Origin of the sequence: Vibrio sp. G-C-1, assembly GCF_021728015.1 — a bacterium.
GTDB lineage: Bacteria > Pseudomonadota > Gammaproteobacteria > Enterobacterales > Vibrionaceae > Vibrio > Vibrio splendidus.
This window is the reverse complement of the sequence record NZ_JAKKCR010000001.1, coordinates 636,771-662,889: the sequence shown is the minus strand read 5'-3', so window position 1 is coordinate 662,889 and position 26,119 is coordinate 636,771. Positions and strand designations below refer to the sequence as shown.

At 43.1% G+C, this 26,119-nt stretch carries 27 protein-coding genes; 1 reads left to right on the top strand and 26 read right to left on the bottom strand.

The genetic code is table 11. The features are described from left to right. Positions 1-83 precede the first annotated feature (83 nt). The 12 genes from L3V36_RS02960 to L3V36_RS02910 form a co-directional block, all read right to left on the bottom strand. Positions 84-1,064, bottom strand: coding sequence for a phosphotransferase (locus tag L3V36_RS02960; protein WP_102447896.1), 981 nt, complete (start codon positions 1,062-1,064; stop codon positions 84-86). A gap of 126 nt (positions 1,065-1,190) precedes the next feature. Further along, entirely contained in the window at positions 1,191-1,823 is a 633-nt protein-coding gene (locus L3V36_RS02955; RefSeq protein ID WP_102447897.1) for an RraA family protein, read from the bottom strand. Positions 1,824-1,884: 61 nt separating this feature from the next. After that, positions 1,885-2,361 (bottom strand): GNAT family N-acetyltransferase, encoded by a 477-nt coding sequence (locus tag L3V36_RS02950; protein ID WP_054546367.1) that lies wholly within the window; start codon positions 2,359-2,361, stop codon positions 1,885-1,887. 217 nt (positions 2,362-2,578) lie between these two features. Then, positions 2,579-2,788, bottom strand: a complete 210-nt coding sequence (locus tag L3V36_RS02945) for a DUF3955 domain-containing protein (protein ID WP_102447898.1) — start codon at positions 2,786-2,788, stop codon at positions 2,579-2,581. Between the two features lie 235 nt (positions 2,789-3,023). Further along, on the bottom strand, positions 3,024-3,275 hold the full coding sequence (locus L3V36_RS02940) for a hypothetical protein (protein ID WP_004733888.1): 252 nt from the start codon (positions 3,273-3,275) through the stop codon (positions 3,024-3,026). A 229-nt stretch (positions 3,276-3,504) separates the two neighbouring features. After that, positions 3,505-3,918: a GFA family protein gene (locus tag L3V36_RS02935; RefSeq protein WP_004733889.1), complete on the bottom strand. Its 414-nt coding sequence runs from the start codon at positions 3,916-3,918 to the stop codon at positions 3,505-3,507. 76 nt (positions 3,919-3,994) lie between these two features. After that, complete coding sequence (locus tag L3V36_RS23855; protein ID WP_086049349.1) at positions 3,995-4,129, bottom strand: hypothetical protein; 135 nt, start codon at positions 4,127-4,129, stop codon at positions 3,995-3,997. 224 nt (positions 4,130-4,353) lie between these two features. Further along, positions 4,354-4,692: a hypothetical protein gene (locus L3V36_RS02930; protein WP_017090233.1), complete on the bottom strand. Its 339-nt coding sequence runs from the start codon at positions 4,690-4,692 to the stop codon at positions 4,354-4,356. Between the two features lie 160 nt (positions 4,693-4,852). After that, complete coding sequence (locus L3V36_RS02925; protein ID WP_048664954.1) at positions 4,853-5,461, bottom strand: sugar O-acetyltransferase; 609 nt, start codon at positions 5,459-5,461, stop codon at positions 4,853-4,855. A gap of 96 nt (positions 5,462-5,557) precedes the next feature. Then, complete coding sequence (locus L3V36_RS02920) at positions 5,558-5,932, bottom strand: VOC family protein (protein WP_102447899.1); 375 nt, start codon at positions 5,930-5,932, stop codon at positions 5,558-5,560. Positions 5,933-5,997: 65 nt separating this feature from the next. Further along, a complete protein-coding gene (locus L3V36_RS02915) occupies positions 5,998-6,696 on the bottom strand; it encodes a pseudouridine synthase (protein WP_102447900.1) in 699 nt (232 codons plus the stop codon). Continuing rightward, positions 6,696-6,857, bottom strand: a complete 162-nt coding sequence (locus L3V36_RS02910; protein ID WP_012604036.1) for a hypothetical protein — start codon at positions 6,855-6,857, stop codon at positions 6,696-6,698. Before L3V36_RS02910 ends, L3V36_RS02915 begins: the two co-directional genes overlap by 1 nt. A 208-nt stretch (positions 6,858-7,065) precedes the next feature. Between L3V36_RS02910 and L3V36_RS02905 the strand changes: the two genes are divergently transcribed. Further along, positions 7,066-7,467 (top strand): YkgJ family cysteine cluster protein, encoded by a 402-nt coding sequence (locus L3V36_RS02905; protein ID WP_102447901.1) that lies wholly within the window; start codon positions 7,066-7,068, stop codon positions 7,465-7,467. Positions 7,468-7,520: 53 nt separating this feature from the next. On the opposite strand, the gene L3V36_RS02900 is transcribed toward L3V36_RS02905, so the two are convergent. From L3V36_RS02900 to L3V36_RS02835, 14 genes are all read right to left on the bottom strand, one after another. Next, entirely contained in the window at positions 7,521-7,922 is a 402-nt protein-coding gene (locus tag L3V36_RS02900) for an NUDIX domain-containing protein (protein ID WP_029406108.1), read from the bottom strand. Between the two features lie 237 nt (positions 7,923-8,159). After that, the gene (locus L3V36_RS02895; protein ID WP_102447902.1) at positions 8,160-8,540 is read right to left on the bottom strand and encodes an STAS/SEC14 domain-containing protein; all 381 of its coding nucleotides are present in this window, start codon (positions 8,538-8,540) and stop codon (positions 8,160-8,162) included. A gap of 112 nt (positions 8,541-8,652) precedes the next feature. Continuing rightward, positions 8,653-9,249: a class I SAM-dependent methyltransferase gene (locus L3V36_RS02890; protein ID WP_102447903.1), complete on the bottom strand. Its 597-nt coding sequence runs from the start codon at positions 9,247-9,249 to the stop codon at positions 8,653-8,655. After that, on the bottom strand, positions 9,242-9,748 hold the full coding sequence (locus L3V36_RS02885; RefSeq protein ID WP_102447904.1) for an HAD family hydrolase: 507 nt from the start codon (positions 9,746-9,748) through the stop codon (positions 9,242-9,244). Before L3V36_RS02885 ends, L3V36_RS02890 begins: the two co-directional genes overlap by 8 nt. A 43-nt stretch (positions 9,749-9,791) precedes the next feature. Further along, positions 9,792-10,292 carry a GNAT family N-acetyltransferase gene (locus L3V36_RS02880; RefSeq protein ID WP_065681870.1) on the bottom strand — a complete coding sequence of 167 codons (501 nt, stop codon included), beginning with the start codon at positions 10,290-10,292 and terminating at the stop codon, positions 9,792-9,794. A 39-nt stretch (positions 10,293-10,331) separates the two neighbouring features. Then, entirely contained in the window at positions 10,332-11,276 is a 945-nt protein-coding gene (locus L3V36_RS02875; protein ID WP_102447905.1) for a D-2-hydroxyacid dehydrogenase family protein, read from the bottom strand. Positions 11,277-11,370: 94 nt separating this feature from the next. Continuing rightward, a complete protein-coding gene (locus L3V36_RS02870) occupies positions 11,371-11,838 on the bottom strand; it encodes an ASCH domain-containing protein (RefSeq protein ID WP_017090240.1) in 468 nt (155 codons plus the stop codon). Between the two features lie 262 nt (positions 11,839-12,100). Further along, positions 12,101-13,156, bottom strand: coding sequence for a glycerophosphodiester phosphodiesterase (glpQ, locus tag L3V36_RS02865; protein ID WP_102447906.1), 1,056 nt, complete (start codon positions 13,154-13,156; stop codon positions 12,101-12,103). 78 nt (positions 13,157-13,234) lie between these two features. Continuing rightward, positions 13,235-14,608, bottom strand: coding sequence for a glycerol-3-phosphate transporter (gene glpT / locus L3V36_RS02860; protein WP_102447907.1), 1,374 nt, complete (start codon positions 14,606-14,608; stop codon positions 13,235-13,237). 519 nt (positions 14,609-15,127) lie between these two features. Beyond that, entirely contained in the window at positions 15,128-15,382 is a 255-nt protein-coding gene (locus tag L3V36_RS02855; RefSeq protein WP_208774279.1) for a DUF3297 family protein, read from the bottom strand. 409 nt (positions 15,383-15,791) lie between these two features. After that, positions 15,792-17,075, bottom strand: a complete 1,284-nt coding sequence (locus L3V36_RS02850) for a lysine N(6)-hydroxylase/L-ornithine N(5)-oxygenase family protein (RefSeq protein ID WP_102447908.1) — start codon at positions 17,073-17,075, stop codon at positions 15,792-15,794. Between the two features lie 77 nt (positions 17,076-17,152). Beyond that, positions 17,153-18,130, bottom strand: coding sequence for a GNAT family N-acetyltransferase (locus L3V36_RS02845; protein ID WP_208774277.1), 978 nt, complete (start codon positions 18,128-18,130; stop codon positions 17,153-17,155). Continuing rightward, positions 18,120-20,321 (bottom strand): TonB-dependent receptor, encoded by a 2,202-nt coding sequence (locus tag L3V36_RS02840; RefSeq protein WP_102447910.1) that lies wholly within the window; start codon positions 20,319-20,321, stop codon positions 18,120-18,122. Before L3V36_RS02840 ends, L3V36_RS02845 begins: the two co-directional genes overlap by 11 nt. 160 nt (positions 20,322-20,481) lie before the next feature. Beyond that, positions 20,482-26,058 (bottom strand): non-ribosomal peptide synthetase, encoded by a 5,577-nt coding sequence (locus tag L3V36_RS02835; RefSeq protein WP_237296588.1) that lies wholly within the window; start codon positions 26,056-26,058, stop codon positions 20,482-20,484. Positions 26,059-26,119: the final 61 nt, after the last annotated feature.

Below are 26,119 nucleotides of genomic sequence, written 5' to 3'. Positions count from 1 at the left end.
TGTAAACTACGAAACCGGACTTCCCCATTTATCGACAAACCGAACTAGCTTCAACTAAAAATAACGCATGTTAAGATTCATTATTAAACATTTCTATGTACCGATTCAAACAAGGCACTTTCAATTTTGGACCATTGCTCCATAAAAGGGATAAAGTCACTTTGAGGTATGAATTTTTGTGCTGCGGTATTGTTTTTTAAGAACACCTCTTCTAAAGCCCAGACATGATGGTCAGCATAAACAGCCCACGCCTTTGCCCCATCATTTAGCTCGAATCGTGATAGAGGCTTAACAGACAGATAACCTTTTAACAAAACTAATGACCTCGTAAGTTCCATATTAAAGATGTACATACAAGCTCTCGCAACATCATAACCAGCAGGCATGTTTTGTATAAGATCCCAATCGATCACATTGCTTACGGCGCAATTAGAAGCAAAAAAGACGTTGAAGTGATGAAAGTCGCCGTGAATCAATTGCATGCTTGTTAAAGGGGTATACGAGTGTATAGCTTTTGAACTTGCGAGATAATCACGCTGTTGCTTTACTCTTCGTAGAACCGAATCATTCGTATTGAATTCACTATTGGCTTCTATAACCGCAATTATTTTTTCTAACCTACCCACCCAAGCATTTTTATCCCAAGAGAGAGCAATTGTTGGGAAATCATTCCCAGTAATGGAAGCGAGTTGAATATGCAAATTTGCGAGAGCTTTTCCTAACTCATAAGCATGCAATTCAGACAACTCGTCTTTTTCAATTAGCGTACCCTTGGCTTCAGGGAATAAAGCATAAAAATCCTCACCAATTTTACAAAAGGTACTGTCATCTCTAGTCAAAACTGGAGCAATTATAATGTTTAAATTTTTCGAAAGGTTTTGTAAGAGCTCATGCTCACGCTGGATTTGTACAACGTCGCGAGCACGATATTTTCTGAGGTAAAAAGTCTGTGAGGATTGAACTCGAAAGACATGATTCGTTGCGCCTAACGATTGCAGCTCTAAACTCATATCTGGATCGATTTGGCTCCAGTGTTCACTTGCCTCACGAATAAAATCACTCATAGTTCAAATCAACCTCATAGGTACATGACGTAGCGTTAAGCAGTGAGAAACGACAAAGCGCTAAAGATAAACCAGTAAACTTCAAATACAGAGCTAGCCTAAGATCAAAATGCCGCGCATTGCGAATCAGTTTAAAGTGCTCTCAGATTTTCGTTTCGCAGACGTTATTGCTTGGGCTATTTTAGCCCTATGACTCGTTTCCCACTCAGCGAGTGTTAATGAAGCTTCGTCACTTGCTTTCTTTGAAGCCATTAGAAACACTTCATCTTTTCTTGATTTAGGAATAACGACAATACCCTCTACATCAGCAACAATGATATCTCCCGTAGAGACCTTTGCTCCTCCGCAAGTGATTGGAGCACCCAATTCAGAATAGACATCTTTCTTTCCCGGTACTGGATGAACACCTTTCGCAAAAACTGGAAACTTCATATCTGAAATTTCACACAAGTCTCGAATGACACCATCAATAATAAAACCTTTGATACCTCGACTCTTAGCGACTGCGCATACATTACCGCCAGCTACTGCATATTCGCTATCAACTCCATCCACTACAATGATGGAACCTTCTGGTGCTTCGTATATGGCTGAATGAAGCATTAAATTATCACCAGACGTTAACTGGACAGTAAACGCTTCTCCAAAAATTGGCGGCATTCCCTGCCAAAGAGGACCAATACTAAAATTAATAAAGTGGTCGTTACTTAGTATGTTTCCGTAATCGGTTGTCGCAAGTTTTGAAAAATCTGACTTCATATTTTCACTCCATGTTTGAATGAAACCTGCCGGTCTATGTATGTTGCTTGATATGTTGAGGCTATCCGCTTAGTTTCTTAGACATATTGAAACCGGTAACCTCAAAGCCAACTTCTTTATACAACTTAAGCGCCCGCTCATTATGGTATGCGACCCTCAGTTTTATTTGATTGATACCAATAGCAAGTAGTTGGGTCTCTAACGCAGAAATTGATTGAGTACCATAACCTAGGCCTCGATGTTCATTCGAAATGAAGAAGTCATAGATAAACGTAGATTTATCCCCAATATTGACTGAGTGCCATAGGTAACCCACAAGCTTACATTCACCATCGACTTCAGCATCAATGCATAATAGCGAATGCTCATTGCCCTCTAGTCCGTTAGGGAAGCTGCGATGCAAGTCCTTCTTTGCCAATTCGACTGCAACGTCTAAAGAATGCCCATAGTTTCTAGCTATTTCTTGACTGTAATCGTCAATAAAATACTGACAATATGCTGGATATTCGTCTTGGCGCATTCCTCTAAGTACTACCATGTTCATCCTTTATAAACGTTGAATTCAGTTAGTAACATAACGCTCGCTTGAGCAGATGGCAACGCTACTAATGCTCTCAAATTTAACACCTAACCCACTGAAGTTAAAACGAGTGGAAACACCAATACCGCCGCATGCCAAAATGCCACGCGTACCGAATCGCGCCTAAGTTGTTTGTGATAACGAAACATCTTCGTTTACTCGCAGCTTTACTTGTCTACTGACACTTTCTGTGTCTAACGAAGGTTACAACCAAAGCCACCAACGCAAGTAGCTCAAAAAGCCAAAATAGAGAAATAAGCCCGAATGGCTCAACCAACACACCATTTTCATCTACGTATGAACCTATTGTGTTATAAACAATAAAACATAAAAGTCCACTAACGCAGAAAAGGAAACTGATTTTATACTTACGGAGAAAATTCATCGGAGCCTCGACATTTGAATATCTAAAATGTCAGACACTTTGTAAGAGAACATGGTTCACTCGGATAGGCATAATTGGATAGACAAGTTATCGCCGCTTGAAGTAGCTGACATCGAGATCACCTCATCTCACCCATTGTGCCGAAAACACTAAAGTTGATTCTAGCTGGAAATGCCAATCGTTTAGCATCATTTTTATATACCGAAATGGATGACAAACACTTGTTATGTGCTTTTTATTGAGGCCTATCTTCTGGGTTATCACGATACCAAGCTTCGAGCAGTTCCCGACCATAGATGACTTCTGTCTGCATATGCATGTAAAGAAGGAATGCAGCTAATAGAAAACTAACTCCGTTCAACCACCTTAATGCTTGTTTACGTTCTGCATCATAGAAAAACATACTGACACCAACAAGCAAGAAAGGATAACAACCTATAAGAAGTAACAACCAGCCAAGGTAACTTGATATTGCCATATCCGTCATTTACGCCCCCTCAGAACCATTAGAAAACTCATTGTATATTAGAGTAACTATTCAGCTATTAGGAGTTCACATAATCGAGTTTCGAGGCACTTCAAGTTGGGGGTTGATGCTGGGATGTTAGGCGTGAGCACCACCTAACCGAAACCATTACACCGCAAACACAAAACTCGACCGAAACTAAAAAATGCCGAGCGTTGTGAATTAGTCTTAAGCTAATAAAAACTAAGTGCTACTCTCCACTTTCAAAGTGGGCAAATACTTCTGCGCCAGTCATATTTTGTGTTTCATTTTTAAATTCGTAGTATTCGGGCTTTTCATCGATAAATATCTGATGAGTTAATTTGTAGTCATCTCCAGACATCAATAAACCGACAGGAAGGTGATACTGATTATTCGGCACCAAAAAGTAAAACAAGTGAGTACCACATTTACCGCAGAACCCTCTCTCAGCCCAATCGGATGACTTATATCTCACTACATTTGATTCACCTGATATTTTGACGGAATCAGCGCAATCAATGACTAACATCGGACCGCCAGACCAATTTCTACACATACTACAATGACAAGCGCCCAATTCATTACTGGCGTACTCTACTTCCAACTCAACCGAGCCACATAGGCACTTTCCTTTACCTTTCATGAATCCTCCAATCTTTGCAATGTGTGTAAATGAATAGCAGATCACGCTTTTTATACCGATGACTTAATTAGAAAGGCTATTTTTTGTTCCCCTTCTCCGACAGATACGCGGCATACTTTTTAGAGATCCATTTATGAATATGAAGCCCTGTTTTACGAACAAGATACCAATCTATCGCAACTAGAATCACCAAACCGATTACAGTTCCCATTACAAAACCCCCATGCTCATTGAAATGCCACTCTACCAAATAGTTAAGAAAGGCACCGTGAACCTAAACAAACTATTAAGACTAGGTATAGATAGTTAATTTTACTCAGTAAGAATGATAGAGGCATAACACTTAGCTACGCTGTAAGTGGATGTGTGCCATGTCTGAGCGAAGCGAGTTCGGCACGCGTTTACGAATCAGGTTTAGAGGCTTTGTTATATGTTTTACTTACTAATATGCCAAGCCATTACGCCACTAGCAATAAGTAAAAATATACCTATCAATCCGACATTAACTGCAAAACTTACTTTATTAGTTTCGTCTTGGAAGTCATTGGTTCGGGACACAAGTTCACGATGAATCATTAACGACAAAAAGTCTTGATTAGCTGGATTGTTACCATCAAATGTAATGCCTGCCAATACAACAAGTAAAACCCCGGCATATGCAATGTAGTCAACCAAGTCTATTGTGGATAGGTAATCAAAAAAATTGCGAGAAATTAGCAGAGCTACCGAGATCACAACAAGATAAGCTAAAATCCCTTTGAGAAAACCCTTCATTGAAACTCCCTGTACACATAACAGCTATCAGACAGAAAAATTCTGCACTTAACTCCAGAATGATTTTGTCTAGTTTCTAAGATAGACGGGCAATATACAACCAAGTCATTGCATAACAATGACTTATGTCACGGCTAGTTTCAGGCGTGCGAAAAGTCGCTTACTTTAGTTCATCAGGAATGCGGCGATCTTTGTGGTAATACTCTCGGTCGCGTTCGTTGATTTCGCGAACCACACGGCATGGGTTACCGACTGCGACGACGTTAGCTGGGATGTCTTTGGTGACGATGCTGCCTGCACCTATTACTGAGTTTTCACCAATAGTGACACCGGGAAGTACGACAGTGTGTGCGCCAAGCCATACGTTGTTACCAATACGAACGGGAACATTGAACTGCGCTGCTTTTAGCCTGAGTTCTGGGCTGATGGGATGTGTGCCAGTGGCGATGGTCACGTTAGGCGCAATCATCACGTTGTCGCCGATGAATACGTCTGTGTCGTCGACCAGAGTTAGATTGAAGTTCACGTATACGTTGTTACCTAGGTGCGTGTGACGCCCCCAGTTCGCATGTAATGGTGGTTCAATGTAGCAGCCCTCACCGACTTCGGCGAACAACTGCTTCATGATCTGCTGTCGTTTATCACCTTCGCTCGGGCGAGTATGGTTGAAATCGTATAGCACTTCTAAGCATTGAGTTTGCTCAGCAACCAAATCAACGTCGTCACAGTAGTAAACGTCTTGGCTGTGCATTTTAGCCTTTATATCCATGTTTGAACCTATTTGATCATTGCCTTATGTCGGCATAAATAAAGAAACAGATGGATAATTTGAAGTTTTCACTGGCCTTAATGCAAGTTGGATGAATCAGCGCGACCTGATGTTTTCAGCCACACGCCACAGCACACCACTTGGGTCAGTGATACAAAACTCAAGCATTCCCCAAGGCTGCTCAACAACCTCGGAAACGGTAACTTCAAATTCCGACACTACATTAGAGTTTTGGATGTGTTGACACCAACTTTTTACGTCTTCAACCAGCAAGTGCATCATGTAATTGTGACAGTGCGCAGGTTCATAAAAGTTTTGCAGAAGGATCGCACAACCGCCGTGTCGCAGATAGGCGATATCGTGAAATTCAGACATCAGCTCGAAACCGATTGACTGGTAAAAACGCTTGGATAAATCGAAGTCTTTCGCGGGTACGAAAGACTTAATTTCTGAGACTTTGAGGTTTTCCATCCTACATCCTTATAGTGTTGATATTCTTGTGCTGACACGCTTAACGCTTTAAGTAGTTACGGCGTTTATTCAAAGTCTTGCTGAAATGAGTCGACTTCGGCTTTAGTTAGATAACGCCACTGGCCTGCTTCAACATCTAAACGAACATCACCAATCTGTTCACGGTGAAGGCCAACAACTCGGTTTCCTACCGCAGCAAACATTCGTTTTACTTGATGAAACTTACCTTCTGTAATGGTCAACAGCACTTCTTTACTGGTAATCACTTCGAGTTCTGCCGGACGCGTCAGATTTTGTTCGCCCTGCAATTTAACGCCCGCTTTGAACTTGTCAGCGACATCATCTTTGATATCTCGTGACAATGTCACGCGATACACCTTCTTACATGACTTGGTTGGCAGAGTGATGTTGAATGACCATCGCCCATCATCGGTAATCAAGACTAAGCCTGTTGTGTCTGCATCTAAGCGTCCTGCGATGTGCAGTTCTGATGCTTTGTCTATCTCGATGTAGTTGAACAGTGAAGGATAAACTTCATCGATATTAGAGCAGATAGTATCCGCAGGCTTGTGCATTAGGAGGTATCGAAATTCTCGCAACTTAAGCGGAGTGCCATTTAACAAGATGGTGTTGCTTTCATGAACCTGAGTCGATTCATCGGTGACCGTCTCACTGTTTACGTTCACCTCGCCATTATGGATGCGTTCAATTGCTTCAGGCTTGGTTAGTTCAGTGCTTTTACATAGGTATTTATCAAGGCGCATTAATCGTCAGCACCACATTTTGCGCATGGCTTATAAGTACGTTCGCCTTGAGCAATCACCACATAGTCTCGAACGCAGTTATCACATAGCGCCAATTTTGGGTAAGCGTCTTTCTGTTTCTTTGCGTTGATGTCGCCTTCGGTGGTGTATACGGTTCTCATTTTTATGCCTTGTTTTAATAACTTGCTAGGCGCAAATTGTATCACTGTTTACAGCCTTGTTTGGAGTGGTGTTAGGTAGTTAAAGTAATATTAAGTACTTCTATTTTAGGCTCCCTTTTCGAAACAGTTTAACCATGAACAACAAAGTCAACGTGCCACGCCTATCAGTGGTAAAATGATAAAAGCTCACCAACCAATGAAGTCACTAATGAAAAATTGTAATCAATGCGGGAAATGCTGTATCAAATACGGAGATGGTGACCTTGCCGCAACGCAAGAAGAGATCGATTTGTGGGAGTTGTTCAACCCAGACATCTTTGAATATGTTCGAGGAAGCGAGATCTGGTTCGACCCTGAATCTGGCAAACGTTTAACTCGCTGCCCTTTTCTAGAGCTGGTTTCGACGAAAGACACCAAGGCTCAAGCCAAGTACACATGCAGCATTTACTTAGACCGACCAGAAGATTGCCGACACTATCCAAGCCTGATTAATGAGATGGTACGAGATGAGTGTGAAATGATTGAGGTGGTGGATTTACAAGACACGAAGAAAGCTCAAAGGAAACTCGACCTGTTGATGAAAGACAGCCGCCCTTCAAGCTATTCGTAAGCGATGATCTTTTGAAGATCAATCTTCAGCGTTAGCTAATAGCCGCTAAAACCTTAAGCCAAATACTGGTTCGCTTCTAACCAATCAAGCGCAACCAGTGCTGCCAATGAACATACCGCTCTGTCGTTGCCATCTACAAACTTAAGCTCTTCGATTTCGGCATCTGGAGACAGTTCGCCTGTATAATCAGCAAGATAACAAGTCAATTGCACTGATACGCCTTCCGCTTTACCATCAGCTTGGCCAGTAAACGTCTCGACGTATTTGATGGAATCAGTCACTAAATCAACTGAGATCTCTTCTTTGATTTCACGAACCAGTGCTTGCTCATCGCTTTCGCCAGCTTCACGCTTACCACCCGGTAGATAGAACAGTTCTTTGCCTTTTGATCTCACCATCAACAGCTTGCCGTCTTTGATGAATATCCAAGCCAGCTTATCAATTACCTTATTCATGTTCTTAGACCTTATTTCTGTTTTAGTTCTCGTTATTACTGAATCTGGCCGCGCTATTAGCCACGACCAAACAAAGCCTGGGTATGTTACACGCTGCAATGAATATACTCTATTGAATTGAATTGAATCGAATCGGAAATATCATAACCAAAACGAAAAATGACAGCGTTCGAGACTATGCTCATCAACTGTCATTGCGATGTTTACGGATTGCTCTCTAGCTATCCGCGAATATTATCAATCGACCAACCACTTAAGCGCAGAGTCGTGTTCTTCGAATGACTTAATCTCACCGGACACAAACCAACCCCCTACTTTTGAAGCGAATTCTTGCCAGCTTTTATCACCATAAATCGCGATTTTGTCTATCTTCGAATTGAGTTCTAATCCCAGTTTAAAATCATCCCAAGCAGCACGTAGCTCCCAGCCCGTTAAGGTGGAGATGTCGACCAGCATCTTGAGTTCAGATGAATCAAGCTCTTCTAGCGTGGTATTTAGAATTGGCATCATTGCTTGATAGTCATCGTGTGTGAGTTTGCCTTTCGCTTTGAACACAACAATGGTTTCACCGCTAACACGTTCAATTCCAACCGATATTCCATGACGTTCGATACTCATAACCTAGCCCTCATAGTAGAAACTAGAGTTAGCTTAGAGGATTAATTAACAAAGAGGTGAGAGGTTGGCGTCAAAACGGACAAGCATTCGAATGAGTTTTAGTTACTGACTTTTAACGACGCTTAATCGCAACGACCGAGTAAGTGTGCCAATGCTTCACCCTACCCAGCGACGTGAGTGCTTGTTCGTCTCGCTCATGGAATCGTACTATCTCAAAGTCGTTGAATAAGCTGAGTACTTTGGTTTTCGTTAACGGCGTTGTTGGGGTTCGATAGCCATGTGCCCAACTGTCATCGACGCCCATGAAATCACCCGCAAATACGCCCCCCACTTCAAGGCAGTTTTCAATATTATGCCAAACCTCGTCAAAACACGTTGGGTCAGCAAAAAACAGACTCGAATTGGCAATCACTACGCCAGATTTCGGGTAATCATAGTGTTCAAATCCACTTTCAGATATTTCGACCAAAGATTTGCGACCAAAACGATCCCGACATATAGCAATCGAATCAGGATTAACGTCGAAGCCATACACTTGATACGCTTGTTGTTCTAAAAAGGCTATGTCACTACCTGTTCCACAACCACAATCAATCGCAACATTTAAGCCTGATTCATTCAGTTTGATTGCGAATTCAATTCTCTTTAAATGAGGTTTGCTTAGTGCCTTTTGGTAATACTGACGCCAGATCTCTGAATGGTCATCCATGGCGCTTCTCCAACAGTTCGCTTAGGGATTGAACTTGCACGATACGCGGGTGCTGTGACTTAAGATCAACTCCTTCCGTGTTCAACCACACCGCTTGCAAACCCGCTTCAAGTGCTGGGTAAATGTCTTTCTCTAAGGTGTCGCCTACCATGGTGATGTCTTGTGGTGAAACACCGAGCTTAGAAATAATGGCAGGATAGAACCCCGACTCGAACTTAGAAAAGCCAATGCTCGCCTTACAAAAGTAACCCAAGATATATTGAGACAGGCCAACACGCTCAAAGGCACGAATGATGTCGTCTTTACTGGAATCACCAGCATTGGTGGCAACGTAGACTTGATGATTTTTGGAGATTTCAGCCAGTAATGCACGAGCACCACTCACTTCTTGTACGGTTTCCCAGTCACACATCTTCCCTTGTGCGTCTGGGAAATCGACCATCAGCGTATTGCCCCAGTCGAATAAGACTATTTCTGTTAATTCGATTAGCTTTGTCATCTTGCCTCCTGCATACGATGAATTATCTAATGTTTAAGCGAGCCTATAAAAACTTCTCGATAAGGATCTCGTCAAAGTACTGTTCGCCAATCTTACCGTGTTTTTTAGCCGTTCCGACGATTTCAAAACCTTGCTTAAGGTATACCGCTAACGCGCGCTCGTTGTCTGCTCTTACATAGGCGAACAGCTTTTCGTAACCTTTGGCTTTGGCTGATTTGAATGTGTAATCGAACAACTGTTTTGCAACGCCCTGCCCACGGCTATTTGCATCAACATAAGTACCAATAATACCAACATGGTCAAAGGCCTTGGTGTAAGTAGCAAATGGTTCGACATTCTGAAAACCAAGTAACTGGTTGGTCGTTTCGTTGACTGCAACGCTAAACACACCACGTTTTGGGAACGACTCAATGAATCCCTTTTCTTCATCAACAGTAAAAGTCTGATCCAAGATCGTATAACGCGCTTCGATAATGATTGGATTCAATACATCAATAATGCCTTGTGCATCTTCTACCGCGACTTCTCTGATTGTTAAGCTCATACTTCTCTACCTTTTTATTGCTTTGGGCAGATTCTATCGCTATATGCCATCCCTTTGACAGTACAGAATGTTGTCGAAGGCGATATCGAAGTAGAGTTCGTAGCTATTTTGTTCAACATAGCCTAAATGCGGTGTCGCAGTGACGTTTGGTAAGGCTAAAAGAGGTTCAGTCTCTGGTGTAGCGGGCTCTACTTCAAAAACATCAATCGCCGCTCGTTTGCTTGGTGCCAGACTCAACTCTCGGTATAAAGCGCCTTGCTCAACCAACTCTGAACGACTGATGTTCACGAACAGTGAGTCTGGCTTCATTAAGGTCAAATCCTCAGCAGTTACGCAACCTCTAGTGGCGTCATTCAAGCGTAGGTGCAACGAGAGTACATCTACGTCACTGAAAAACGCGTGTTTGTTTTCTGCTGCTTCAAAACCGTCTTCCAGCGCTTGCTCTCTTGAGGTTTGGCTTCCCCACACCATCACGTCCATTCCAAATACTTGGGCATATTGCGCGATGCAACGTCCTATCTTTCCATAGCCCCAAATGCCTAGCTTTAGGCCCTTTAATGTTCTGCCTAAGCCGAGTGAGCCTGAATCTTGCCATTGGCTCTGTTTGAGGTTTGAAGCATAAGTGAGAATGTGGCGCGATGCAGCCATAATCAACGCCCAGCATAATTCAGAGGGTGCAACTGGCGAGCCTCGGCCTTCTAACACAGTAACACCAAATCGTTCGCACATTTGTGGGTCGATATGATTACTCACTTTGCCCGTCTGGCTAATGAGCTTGAGGTTTGGGAGCTGCGATAACAGAGATTCGGTGATCTCGGTTCTTTCACGAATGAGCACAATGGCTTCAAACGAGACCAACTTAGCGACGAGCTCTTGCTCCGAGTAAGTCTCGGTAAATACCGAGACATCGTGTTGTTCGAGTTTTCGGTAACAATCGAGGTCTTTAACAACGTTCTGGTAGTCATCCAATATCGCTATTTTCACATCACTCTCCTTGTGATTGTTAGTTATCTTGTATTGTTCAAATGAAGACTAAAGTGCCATGCCTCGAGATTCAACATTGCACTCACTGGGGAGTTCACTGTTGATAAACCACTTTGAAACGCTCCAACATAAGTAACATGTCTTCACTTGGTGAGATCTTGAGTTCTTCACATTCACGAGAGAAGAAGTTCCAGTGAGCTTTTCTCCACCATTCTAGTGTTTTGTCACCCTCGCCTTCTGCAGCAGCAAACTCCGCACTCACTTCGTTGTATTTGCACGACGACACCGACGTGATCTCAACAATACAGACAGGCTCACCATCCCAATCGGTGACGACTTGTAAGTGACCAACTATGGGTCTCGTCTCGCCTTCATAGGTATACCAGTGTTCAAGGCCGCAGGACGCCTGTTTTTCACCTTTTAAAATCAACTGCGCGCAAAGGTTGGCGTTGTACTCGTCGGCGCAGTAATAATCAGCACTAAAGGAGGTGTATTGCGAGGCAACGTCTGCTGGCAATGTGTTGAGGTAGCTATCAAGATAAGCTTGACTTCTTTCTTCCATGATCTTTCCAAATTCAATATTAGGTTGAGCCGATAAATACTTATAGATTAAGCATCTGGCTGCATTGGGAGTAACCTATCAAGTCAGGTTATTGCTGTAAACCGAGTGAATATCAAAATGTGGGCTGAGAAAGAAGAATATGGGTAGGATTTCGAGGCCAGTACAAGAAGAGCCAAAAAGTAAAAAAGAGCTAAAAGCGCCTTTAGGCTGTGCTTTTAGCTCTTCGTATCTCGTTACTAGTACCTCGTAACTGAGAAGGAAATTAACGTTTTAAGAAGTCGACCGCTTTGTCTGGGAAGTCGGTAAACACACCATCGACTTTTACTTGATTGTAAAAGACATCCAACATGCCATCAAAATTATCGGCATAAGCTGGGATTCTTCCTGGATCAGCACGGAACGTGTACGGGTGAACGTCTAAGCCAACGTCTTTTGCTGACTTCATCAATGGTTTAATAATGATGTTATCTTTGGTCGATACGTCGTCCACCAGCATAGGTTTCCATGGGCCAATGCCATCAGCATAGCTAGCGACTTTTGCCATTCCGCCCTTCTCAAACATCCAGTCATAACTGTACGGCGTTGCTTTGTCACCTTGGTACGTCATGGTTTCATTCCAATCTGTATAAGCCATCAACTGAACGAGCTTAAGATCCATTTCCATCGCTGGCATTAACTCATCATTAATGCGTTGCAATTCATTGGCGTCGAAACACTGCAAATACACTTTGTCGTCTTTCGATAAATACCCATATTGTTGCAAGGTCGCAAGCACAGCTTTAGAGATGTCTTTGCCTTCGTGACGATGGAACCAAGGTGCTTTGATTTCAGGATAGATACCCACGTCATAACCTAAGGTCTTATTTAAGCCTTGGATCAGCTCAATCTCTTCTGCAAAGGTAGCGACACGGAAATCAGACTGCCACATTGGGAAGCGTGCTGGGAACCCAGCCACTCGATTACCTTGGTCATCTAGGTTAAAGCCTTCAGTCACTTTTAATGATTTGATCTCGGCAAGCGTAAAATCAATCGCGTAATAGCGGCCATCTGCTCGTGCACGGTCTGGAAAGCGGTCAGCAACATCAGTGACGCGATCTAAATAGTGATCATGCAAAACCACCAATTGGTCATCTTTAGTCATCACTACATCTTGTTCGATATAGTCAGGTTTCATTGCGTAAGCGAGTGCTTTAGCCGGTAATGTATGCTCGGGTAAATAACCAGAAGCACCGCGATGCGCAATCACTAAAGGATCGGCGAACGCATTTGCAGATAAGCTAAGTGCTAATAAAGTCAGAGACAGTGACGTTGTTTTCATTATTGTTTCCCTTGATAAAACAGAAGCAGGATATACCTGCCTCTGTTGTTATTAGTATGGTGTGGTTCAGCTAATAAACTACTGAGTTAGCGCTTCTTTCTCTCGTTCGAGATCTTTTTGTTTATGGTGCGCACGCTCACCGAGGAAGGCGTAAAGCAGACAAATTATTGAAGCAACACAAGCTCCGACCAAAATCATGAAGCCGCCATCCCAGCCGTAATGGTCAACCATGAAACCAAGCACCGCATTGGCAGCAACTGCCCCGCCTAGGTAACCAAATAGACCCGTTAAGCCAGCCGCTGTACCTGCCGCTTTCTTTGGTGCAAGTTCAAGTGCATACAAGCCGATTAGCATTACTGGACCATAAATAAGGAAGCCAATCGCAATCAGTGCCAACATATCAACCGTTGGGTTACCCGCTGGGTTCAACCAGTACACCAACACTGCGACAGTTACGAGAACCATAAACAGGATCCCTGCTGGAGCGCGTCGACCTTTGAACAATTTATCTGAAATCCAACCACACAATAACGTGCCAGGAATACCTGCCCACTCATACAGGAAGTAAGCCCAAGAGGATTTATCTACAGAGAAGTCTTTCGCTTCTTTTAAGTAAACTGGAGCCCAATCAAGTACGCCATAGCGGATAAGATAAACAAACGCATTAGCAATCGCGATTGACCACAGTAACTTGTTAGAGAAAACGTACTTAAAGAAGATCTCTTTCGCCGTCATTTCTTTCTCGTGAGACGTATCGTAGTCGTCTGGGTAATCGTCTCTGTGTTCTTCAATCGGTGGTAGTCCACAAGATTGAGGCGTGTCTCTTACCGTAAACCAAACGAAGATAGCAACGAGAGTGGCAAAAAAAGCAGGAACATAAAAAGCGGTTCGCCAATCATCGTTAAAAGCCCACAGTCCCAATAAGAACATCGGGCCAATCAAGCCGCCGCCCACGTTGTGAGCAACGTTCCATACCGACACTATCTCGCCACGTTCTTTACGCGACCACCAGTGAACCATGGTTCGCCCACAAGCTGGCCAGCCCATGCCCTGAAACCAACCATTCAAAAACAGCAGGATAAACATCGCAGTGATGCTGCCTGTCGCCCATGGCATGAATCCGAAGCAGAACATGACCAATGCCGACATTAACAAGCCGCCACTGAGAAAATAACGAGGATTAGAGCGATCAGAAACACTGCCCATTAAAAACTTAGATAAACCGTAAGCGATGGATACTGCGGCTAAAGCAATCCCTAGCTCTCCTCGACTGTACCCTTGCTCAATCAAGTATGGCATCGCCAAACTGAAGTTTTTGCGGACTAAATAGTACCCCGCATAACCAACAAAGATACCGAGAAAAAGCTGCCATCGTAATCGTGTGTAGGTGCTATCGATCTTATCGGTAGATAAGCGATCGATATGCGCCATAGGTTTGAATATTCCAAACATAGGAACCTCATGTGTATTGGGCGATAGAAATAAAATGCTCGAACGAAAAAAGTGTAGCGCTCATTCGAAAGCCTGGGAATTGTATGTGCTTCAGGATTATTTTCTGTGATAGAGATAGCCATTAACAAAAAATAACCTTAAATACAGCACTTTAGCTTCATTTAATTAGACTACGCTTCATGTTTTTGTTTTTGATGGGTTAATTTATCAGCAGTAATTTCGAATGTGAATCAACCCAAAACGAGCGAGCGAACATAAATCAACCAGCAGTAAGTGCATTATTCCTACGTATGCATAGTAGACGTCGACAAGTTTAATAAGCTTTGTGAAGTTATGGAGGTGGTTATTGGTTATTGGTTATTGGTTATTGGTTAAACAAGTTCGCCAGCATTAATGCAAACAAAAAGGGCCTAGATTTCTCTAGACCCTTTCAAGTAATAACTCTTAGTGACTTTATGTTTGCTAATTAGGCAAAACAATTGCTAACTACACGAAGCATTAGCTCGTCACACAAAGCGATTATTCTTCGATGTAAAAAGCTTCTACAGAGCCTTTTAGAGTAATAAGCATTGGCTGACCACGGCGGTCTAGCGCTTTTGGAGAAGGGATCTTAACCCAACCTTCGCTGATGCAGTATTCTTCAACATCAGTACGCTCTTTACCATTTAGACGAATGCCGATTGGGTATTCGAAACACTCATCCACGTGGTGTGGGCTGCGTGGGTTACCTGCTAGATGATCTGGTAAAGCTGGTTTTGAATTAGTATCGCTCATGTTCATTACCTGTATGTACGTAAATAAAAAAAGTGCGCCATTCTAGTCAATATAGGCTTTGTGCTCAACAACTGCTGCAATAAATCGTAGTGATCGTTTTAATCAACAGCGAGTTGTTTGATTTAGCAGCGGTAGTTGCAGCGTTTCAAAAGATAATTTTATAATTTGAACATACGCTGCCAACTAACGAAGTTCACATCACCAAGAGATACGGTAACGAACCAGTAACCGCTAAAAAGGAAGAGAATAAAAGGACACTATGGAAGGAAGCAAAAACGCCAACATGATATTGGCGTTTTAGGTAGAGACTATTCATAAATAAAGAGTTTTGCGTATAACTCTAATCGGCGTCAATTTCCAGTAATAGAAGTTTGTTGATGTCCATTTGACGTTAGAAACCGATTCAGATCTAAGCTTTTTCTAGTGTTAACTGTGGGCTTTCGAGAAGCGCATCTACGATCTCTTGAGAACGCACAGCTAACACAGAAAGAAGCGTATCACTGAGGCCATGAGAAGATTCACAGCAACCCTGTAGGAAGATCTTAACTTCGCAATTTGACTTCATGTCTAGTTGGTATGAACGCCTTACCGATTTGCTATCAATCAAGGGTTCAATAGAACTAAGCATTTGATTGAACTCATCGTATCGATAACCGGTTGCAAGAATGATCGCATCGTATTCATTCCATGTCTGTATTTTGTTGATCGTGTCATTCAGTCTCAACGCTACTTTATCACCTTTCATTGCCACTTCTTGGATGTCATGACAACGTAGATGTTGATGGTTACCTTCACCCGTTACTTTCTGCAAGTAAAGCAGCTCATAAATCGCGTTAAGCTCCTCGGTATCCACAACTGAATAGTTGGTCGCACTAAAACGAGAAAGAATGTGGTCACGTTGCTCTTGTGTGCTTTCGTACATATGGTCCGTAAACTCAGGGTCAAACACTTCGTTTACAAACGGGCTGTCATCAGCTGGGTGCAATGCAAATCGGCGGTTAACCATGTGAACTTCACCATCCGCATAACGGTTCGTGAGATCAACGAATATTTCAGCAGCACTCTGCCCAGCACCCACGATAGCGATTTTTGGCTCTGAGTTTGGCTTAAAGGTTTCACGCCACGCTTTGTACTTCGAGGAGTGGATGATTTGTTCGTTATCATTACCTTCAAACTGTTTTGGAAGCTTCGGCATCCCTCCCATCCCAACAATAAGATTCTTCGCGATTCGAACCGTCTGATTACCATGTATATCGGTAGACGTAACTTTTACTTTGGAGCTATGACCATTTTCGTCAATAGCTTCAATATCAATGACTCGCTGGCCGTAATTTACGCGTTCTGAGAACTGGTTAGCAACCCAAGTTAGGTAGTCGTTAAACTCAACACGAGAAGGGTTCATGCTGCCTAGGTTGATGAAAGCGTTTAGCCTGTCTTTGGTGTGTAAATAGTTTACGAATGAATATGGACTGGTTGGATTTCGTAACGTCACCAGATCTTTCAAACAAGAGATTTGCATTCTTGTTCCATCAAGCAACATGCCGCCGTGCCATTCAAAATGAGACTTTTGCTCCAAGAAGCAATAACTTAAGCCTTTATCTTTAGCTTGCTCTTCTAAAGCAATGGCTATCGATAAATTAGCAGGACCAAAGCCCACTCCGAGAACATCATATTCCTTAATTTGTTTCGTCATGTATAACCTCATAATAATTTCTTTGGGTACAAAGCACCCTATTCCGACTCCCTTTCTCAGTACTTACCGCTTCATTATTAGAACTCGTTACTGAAAAAGCTGTCTTTCAACTGACACATTAAAGCCGCACGTTTATGCGGAAATTCAAATTCTTTTACTTTGGCAAATCCATATTTCTGCAGATATCCGATCATCTTGTCGTTATCGGCTCTTGGCTCGCTAACAATCTTTTCTGTACGGGGATCTGATAGATAGATGAAGTGACAAACAGAAGGCAACCAAGCAGCCACTTTATGTGCACCACGGTGGGATTCTTCACCAACCAACATATGAATACCTCGGTCATAATCCCCTGCCGCGTAATAAGGTGCGATTCGGTCTTCTTTGGTCCAGTACACTTCGATGTAAGCGAAAGGCTGATTGTCTAAACACACAATAAGAAGCTGATTTTTTTTGTTTTTAATCGATTCTTCTAGATAAGTTCTGTGCTCTTCTAGTGTGCCCGTTTGCTCCCAGAAATTCGCAACACGTTTGCTGTTTTGCCACTTATTGAAGAAGGTTAAGTATTTGTCGACATCTAAGCCTTCTAGAGTGAGAACGGCGTTAAGATTAGGAATATAACGACGATACAACTCACCAAATAAGGGCTTGGGTCTAGCGGGGTGATACCCTGCTGAGTCGATGACTTGCTTGTGCGGGTAAAGGTTATGATTCTTATTTTTGAGCCAAAGCTCAGGTGTTTGCATAACGGCTTCACGCCAAAGCACCTTTAAGCCTTGGGCAGTTTCAAAACACAACGAATCCAACACTTCGCTTTTAAACTGTCCGAGTTCAATAGTTCGAATCTCCGGGTTAGCGGAGAATAGAAGCGCAAAAGCAGAAAGTTGCTCGGTGTTTAACGCTGTCATTTGGGTTAAACGCCAAAATTGATCTGTTTCACGCACCACTTCAACCACACCGGAACTTACTTCAACGCAGTAACTGTCTTGTGCCTCACTTAAAGAAACACTCTGCCCATCGGGCAGAGTGTTCAAAGGCTGGTGGTTACCAGTCATAAGTTACGCTCGCAATCACGTTACGGCGATCACCGTAAAAGCAGTAGTAATCACACGTCGCGACGTACTCTTTGTCTGCTAAGTTCTTAGCTGCAACTTGGAACTTATAATCTTCAATACGGTAGCTCAATGTTGCGTCAAACAAGGTGTAAGAAGACACTTTGTTTGTCTCGGTATTGTCAGCGTAAGAATCACCAACATAACGAGCACCCGCACCAATAGTTAAGCCATCTAGTGGACCATTTAGGAAACGGTAGTTCGCCCAAGCTGAAGCCAATTGGTCAGCAATTTGTGACGGCGTATTGCCTACATTGCTGCTTGTCGCATCTTCAGTTATTTCGGAATCGATGAATGAAACGTTACCAATCAAGGTTAATGCTTCAGTTACGTTTGCGACAGCTTCTAACTCAAGACCGCGGTTACGAACTTCACCAATTTGTGTTAGTTGACCGGCAACTTGACGCGCTAAGTTTTCTTTCGACACTTCGAATGCGGCAATGTTGAAGTAACCATCGAAGCTACGCGGTTGGTATTTCAAGCCCACTTCGTATTGCTCGCCACGTTCTGGTTTCGCTGGGTCACCATTTTGATCAAGCTGAATGATTGGGTTAAACGACTGAGCATAGCTCGCATAAGGTGTAAAGCCACTATCCATCAGGTAAGCAACACCGAAGTTGGTTGTCCACTCTTCGTTATCAACCTTAGTTTTAGCACCAGTAGTCGTGTTATGAGTCTTGTTTTGAGAATCGTCGTAACGAACACCGATTTGTACTGCCCACTTATCCGCAATCATCATTTGGTCTTGTAAATAAAGGCCTAATTGATTATTTTTCGTTTTAGTGGTTTGACGATCTGATTCATCAAGTGGCGCAAACGTTGTTGGATTCAACAAAGCTACATTTGTGCTGTATGACGGGTCAAACACGTTAAAGATTGGGTTCGGTATATTTCCTACACCCGGCACAGGCAAAAGACTGTTTCCGTCACCAATGATTGGATCAGCAGCGTAATCTTTACTATCAATATCGATGCTCTGGTAATCAATACCAGTCAGCAAGGTGTGCTCGACTGAACCTGTCGTAAATTTATGGATCAAACGATTATCGATGTTAAATGCGTCGGATGTTCCTTCTTCAGTTGATGCTTGGCGGATAATAGAAGAACGTGTTGGGTCGTAAGGTGCTAGAGCCGTATCACCAACATACTGCGAGTAATACATTTGACGTAAGTTAATGTCCATTTGGCTGTAGCGTGCGTTTTGCATGAAATAAGTACGATCATTGAAATGATGTTCAAATTCGTAGCCTAATGAGATTTGTTCACGCTCAAACGTTTCCCAATCCGTATTACCTAACGCAGTGCTGTCACTAATAGTGCCATTTGGATTCGACGTTAACGTTCCTTCCATTGGTAGGAACTGGAGGTACGGGTCGGAATCATCTTTCTGGTAGCTAGTTAGCAGTGTTATTTTTGTGTCATCTGTGAATTTATAAGCCAGAGAAGGAGCGATAAAAATGCGTTCAGCTTCTACACCATCGACACGGCTACCATTTTTACGACCAAGTGCTTGCAAACGAAACGCCATTTTATCGTTAACTTCAGAGTTCACATCTAAGCTAATTTGCTTGCGATCGTCAGTACCGTATTCGATAGCAAACTGACCCGAACCACCATCAAACTGTGGACGCTTACTGATTACGTTAATAACACCACCTGGAGGGGTTTGGCCGTATAGCGCTGATCCTGGACCACGCAAGATTTCTACGCGCTCCAATCCAAACGGGTCGATTTGCCAGCTATAAAAACCCGATGAATACAAACGCGTACCATCTTGATACAAACCACTGTTAGCTTGCTTAAAACCACGGATAACAAACCAATCTTGCTTGTTGTCTTCACCGAAATAGTTCGCTTGAATACTTGGCGTGTACTGTAATGCGTCGGCAATACTGATTGACGCTCGGTCGTCCATCTGTTCACGAGTAACAATAGAAATTGCACGTGGTGTCTCACCTATCGCAACGTCTGTTTTTGTTGCTGTTCGGCTGCTTAATCCCACGTAACTAAAATCTGGACCTACTGAACTGTCTTCTAGCTGTTGACCAATAACAACAACGGTTTCATCTTCGTTGGCCTGAACCATTCCTGACGATATAACTAAAGCGACCGCAAGAGCTGTTGGGGTGCGCATAAAGTGCCGATTCATATATTTCTCCTTCAATACGGCTATGAACCAATTGTAATAAAAGCACAAACAATAACGATAATGGTTATCATTGCGATTAGTAATTTAACGAAGTGTACCACGTAATTTTCAAAATAAAACATCTCAGCAATAGATATTTATAAAATTATTCACAATACAAATGTCTGTATAAGTCTTTGATTACTGTATTGTTCTGCACAATCCCTAAATGATCAGTATCTACAACAACGGAATATTGGAGCTCGTTATGCTTATTCAACCCTTTTGATAACAGCTCTGAGCGCCCATTTGGTTGCCCTGCCCACCAACAATGCAACTGGGTTTCTATGCTCGGTAATTGATAACCGCGACACAAAGCTCGCATGTGCTGTTCAACAGCCCAGCTATAGAGCATTTGTTTGGCGTTATCTGCCATGTAGTGGTCGAAGTTATTTTCCGCTAACCATGTATTAAAAACTTCTGGCCACCTTGGAGGAGGCGCAGAATCGAGCAACTGTAAACATCTCTGCCCTTGCGCTTCCGTAATTGAACCAAGCAGTAATGAAATATGTTCCATGAGTTTAGTTTTTGAGGTTGGTGAGTCCCACTGATCTTCAGCAATTTCAGTACCTGGCACATAGCAATCGAGTAACCCGACGAATGCAATATCGTCACCATTCTTCTCTAAACGTAATGAAATTTCTTGAGCAAGTGCCCCGCCCAATGACCATCCAATTAATCGATAAGGGCCATGAGGCTGGATCTGTTTGATCGTTTGGTAGTAGGTGTCGGCCATATCATTAAACGAGGAATCAAATACATTCTCTGATATAAAGCTCTGTGACTTTATGCCAAATACGCTTCTATCGCTTTCAAGTGCTTGAGCGAGCCTCTGGTAACCCGTCACACGACCCGTTACCGGGTGAATACAGAATACGGGCTCATTTTCGTCAGGCGTTCTATTAAGTTTTTCCACGAGTCGTCGATTCGCGGAGCATTGATTGGTATTTAATGTCTTGCCTTCTTTATTCATAGCACTGACAAGCACCGTTAAACGCTCGACATAGCGCTCGGCTATTTGTTGAATATCGTCCAGTGAATAGTGCGTTTCCGCAAACTCCCATAACAAACTCAACTGACCTGACACGACTTGTGAATTAACAACAAGTGGAGTCAACATCTTATTCAATCCGGATTGAGGTAGGCTTCCGTCTTCGATAGGCGTACACCAGTGTGCAAACCCGTCACTTGAGTACTGACCGAGATAGTTAAACGTTGCACTTGCTCGATAACTATCGGCCGTGTCTTTGTTTAAATACTTTACTCCATAGCCGATACCGCCATCTTGTTTAACGCTCTCTAGATAGTCATGAGTTTGGTTGAGCACACCAAGAATATCAGGTTGGAAATGCCCAATCATTGGGTACAAACTTGTCGTCCACCCCACCATTCTTGATAGATCAACAGCTGAGAAAACAGAAGCTTCTCGACCATGTCCCTCTAGATACAGAGAAATTTCCGGTTGGCCTTCACTCGTTAATGCTGACACTAACGCAGCAATCAACACGCTTTGGATATCCGCGTGACTGGTGTTTGAAACACGCAGTAACGTTTGAGTTAGATCATTCGATAACTCAGTTTTGTAGACTTGTTTGTCTTGATAAAGAGCAGGAATTATCTCTTGTTTATTTTCTATGGAATCAGCCGATTTTTGGGTTAATTCATGCCAAGTGTATTGCATCAACTTCCCTTGCTCGCTTGATGACCACTTATCAATTTCTTGAACGATTTCATCCATTGCACTCGAGTTCGGCATCAGATCGATCGCTTGTCCTGCAATTTGCTGTTGATACGCTTTCCAAAGGTCATCGAATAGAATTCGCCAAGACACACCATCCACAGCTAAGTGATGAATCGCTATCATCAAACGATTCGGTGCTTCAGTAAATTCTGCATATCCAGCTTGAATCAACCTTCCAGCCCCGATGTCCATACTTTGATGGATCTCTTGCGCAAACGCTGAAAACGCTGAAAACGCTTCTTCAGAATCCACCGAGGTGCGCCATAGGTACTCACGTTCCTGATAAGGTTGATACTGTTGTTTCCAATGACCGTGCTGTTGATTGAATGCCAATCTCAAGCTTGGGTGCTGTTTTACCAAGGCTTGGATCGCTAACTCTAAATAGTCAGTATTCATGTCTTGTTTAAGCTCGACACAAATATGCTGGTTCCAATAATCGGGCTCAGGAAACTCTTGAGCAAAGAAGTGAGCTTGTATCGGCATCAATCCAAACGGTTCTTCAGTCAGAACACGCTCTTTTGCCACTTTATGGATATCTAACGTTGCAGCTAAGTCGCTTAACGATTTCGCTTCAAACACTTGCTGTGGTGTTAAGTTGTAGCCCGCAACGCGTACTTTGCTCACCATTTGCAAGCAAAGTATAGAATCCCCACCCAATGCAAAGAAGTTATCCGAGCAGCTTACTTCCTCGATACCTAGCAGTTGCTGCCATATCTCTACGAGCAACGCCTCTTGTTCGGTTTGAGGTAACACAAGCGCCACAATCGATTGGGCTCTCCCGCTAATCGTCGGCAGAGATATTCTGTCGATTTTTCCTGCCGGTGTTAGAGGCAGTTTATCTAGCACCATTAATTGGCTTGGTACCATGTAATCAGGGAACTCTCGTGAAAGAGCTTCGAGAATGTCATCAAGCTTAAAGCGATCAGAGTCACTACTCTGCAAATAACCAAACAACTGTTTTTGTTGACCAGCTTCTTTCACTGCCACAACACAATGCTCAACCTTAGATAGTGCTTGGAGGCGGCTTTCGATTTCGCCCAACTCAACGCGAAACCCTCTAATCTTCACCTGTTGATCTACGCGCCCTATGTATTCCATCACACCTTCATGATTCCACCGAACCAGATCTCCTGTGCGATACATTCGCTGACCTATTTGCTCACAACTGTTATTACTATCATCATCATTACAATTAAACGGATCAGGTATGAAACGCTCAGAAGTTAAGTCTGGCTGTTCCAAGTAACCACGAGCAAGACCCACTTCTCCGCCGATATATAACTCTCCGACTTTGCCAAACGCCACCTTATTCAGCTGTGCATCCAAGATATACAAGCGACGCTCACCGACAGGTTGGCCTATAGGTGCGTAGGCACTGCTCAGTTTGTCTTTTGGGTACGCTCGCCAAATCATGGGAGTAACTACGGTCTCTGTTGGACCATAGCCGTTAATAATGCGTGGGGGATTCACGACTTTTTGTAAGCGTTGATAAGTTTCTGCGGTAAATGCTTCACCACCCAATGTCCAAGAACGAACGTTGAGATATGGTTTTTGATATTCAATCCAATCCAGTAAAGGGCCTACATAACTAGGCGGGAAGCAGGCAATGGTGATCTTATCATCACACAACACTTCGCAGGTTTTCTCTGCACTCCACAATTTTTGATCTCGGATAACGAGCTTGCTGCCAAACGCTAATGGGACGGTCCAACGCTCGACGGCGCCATCGAAACTAATTGAAGCAAAATGAAGCTCAACATCTTCTGATGTCATACCATACTGCTTACCAATGGTTTGAACGTGCATCGACAAGCCAATATGGTTAATCGCCACGCCTTTGGGTTTACCTGTAGAACCAGAGGTATAAATGATGTAAGCCAGCTGTTCAGGGAGTATGGTTGTTACGTGTTCACTCTGGTTATTTGCTTGGTCTTTTACATACCGTTGATTTAATGAGTTATTTAAATCTTGCGAACCATAAACGAATGAACTTGCTTGAGACGATGAGACATCAAACGCAAAATGAATGTTTTGCCAACGTAATTCTAAGCCTTGCTGGGTGATCACAAAGCCAGCCTTAGAATCCTGAATCATGAAAGCCAGACGCTCGGTTGGGTAATCTGGATCCAGTGGCAAAAACGCCCCACCCGCTTTCATTACTGCGACCATAGCAACAATCATTTCTACGCCTCTTTCAAAGAGTACGCCGATAGCTTGGTCGCGCTGCACGCCTTGGGCGATAAGTTTGGAAGCGAGTTGGGATGAAGCTGAATCCAATTGCTGATAGCTTAATTCAAGATCTTGATGTTTTAATGCGATGGCATTTGGCTGTGCTTTCATTTGAGCTCCGATCAATTCTATAATTGACTTAAAACTCCATTGCCCTTCAGGTTGCGATAGCCTTTCTAACACGGATGCATCATGTGACGTCAGGTGATTAATTTGCACTAAACTTGTATCTGCTTTGTATTCCAACTCACCAATCAGATTTTCAAGTACGGCATTCAGCTCAACCATGGTTTCTGAATCGATTCGATCCTTGGAATAAGTCAGCACGATACGCGTTTTTCGTTCAGTCTCGCGAACATCCAATGCAATATCGAATAACGCAAATTCACCACTTTGATCTTCCGACGACAGCGTAAGTTGGCTGTCTAATTGAATCTCATCAGCCAATGAATTTTGATGATTAAACAGCACTTGAAACAGCGGAGTTTGGCCTGCTTTTCGATCTAGAACTTTTTGCTCGCTATTCGTCAGTCCTTCACTCTTAGGCTCTATGTTCTTTTGTTCATTCATCAGAGCATTGACCAGTTGATCAAACGGCAGCAGTTGATGCTCTTGCGCCTCAAGTACTTTGTTGTGAGCCCCTTCAATAACATCAGATAGTGAGCTCTTAGGCATTATAGATTGCTGAATCACCATGGTATTCACAAAGAAGCCAATCAGATTGGAAACCTCATGTCGTGTGCGATTTGCCATCGGGACACCGACTGAAATATCTTCGCGATACGTTACTTTCGCTAAAGCCGCCTGCCAAACACCTAACCATAGGCTTGACGTTGTCACCGACATTTGGCGCGCTATCTGTTTGAGTTTTTCAGATTGCAACTCACTCAATTCATAACTGATAGCATCGGCAGTACGTCTTTGATTTGGGATAACTTCACTGTACCAAGGAAACAACGTGGATGAATCTGATGGTGCAAGTTCGCCCTTCCAAAACTCAATATGTTGATGCCCTTTCCCCGCATCTAACAAAGCACTCTGCCAGTGAGAATAATCACGATATTGAATCGGTAACTTAGGTAGTTCGCCTTGTTGATAAAGAGTTATCAGCTCATTTAGGAACACACCTATCGACCAACCGTCAGAAACAATATGGTGCATGACGAGTTGTAACTTCCATGCACCGTCATCAACTTTCAAACACTGCATACGAATCGGCAATTCAGTTTCAAGCTCGAACGGCTTTGCGATAAACGCTTGTTGAGCGTCTAGAACCTGCTGCTGATTCCAACTTTTGGCATCAACACTCACCGGATACATAACCGCTGCGTTATCGACAAACTGAATAACCTGATCCGTGGCGTTAGTTATAAAGCGTGTTCTTAACACATCATGACGATCCACCACTTGATTGACGAGATGCGTTAATCGCTCTGTATCCAGATCTCCATTTACCTGAAACGTGCCAGACATGTGATAGGCACTGTTCCCCTTATCTAAGCTATAGATATCCCACAGGCGTTGCTGCGCCGGGGACAACGCCACTTGTCGTTCACTACCAACCGAAACAATCGGTAGCTTTTCGAAATCTAAGCCTTTGTTACTCAGCAGTTCAATGAACTTGATTTGTTCTGGTTTACCCAATTGTAAAAACCGTTTCGCTAACGCGTGTTTGTCGATTTTCCCTTGGCTAGTGGCTTTAGGTTGAGTCATCGTTTTAGAGTGGCTCTTTGTTTGTAGATCGCTCTTATCTTTTAGGTGGCTTTTATCTCTT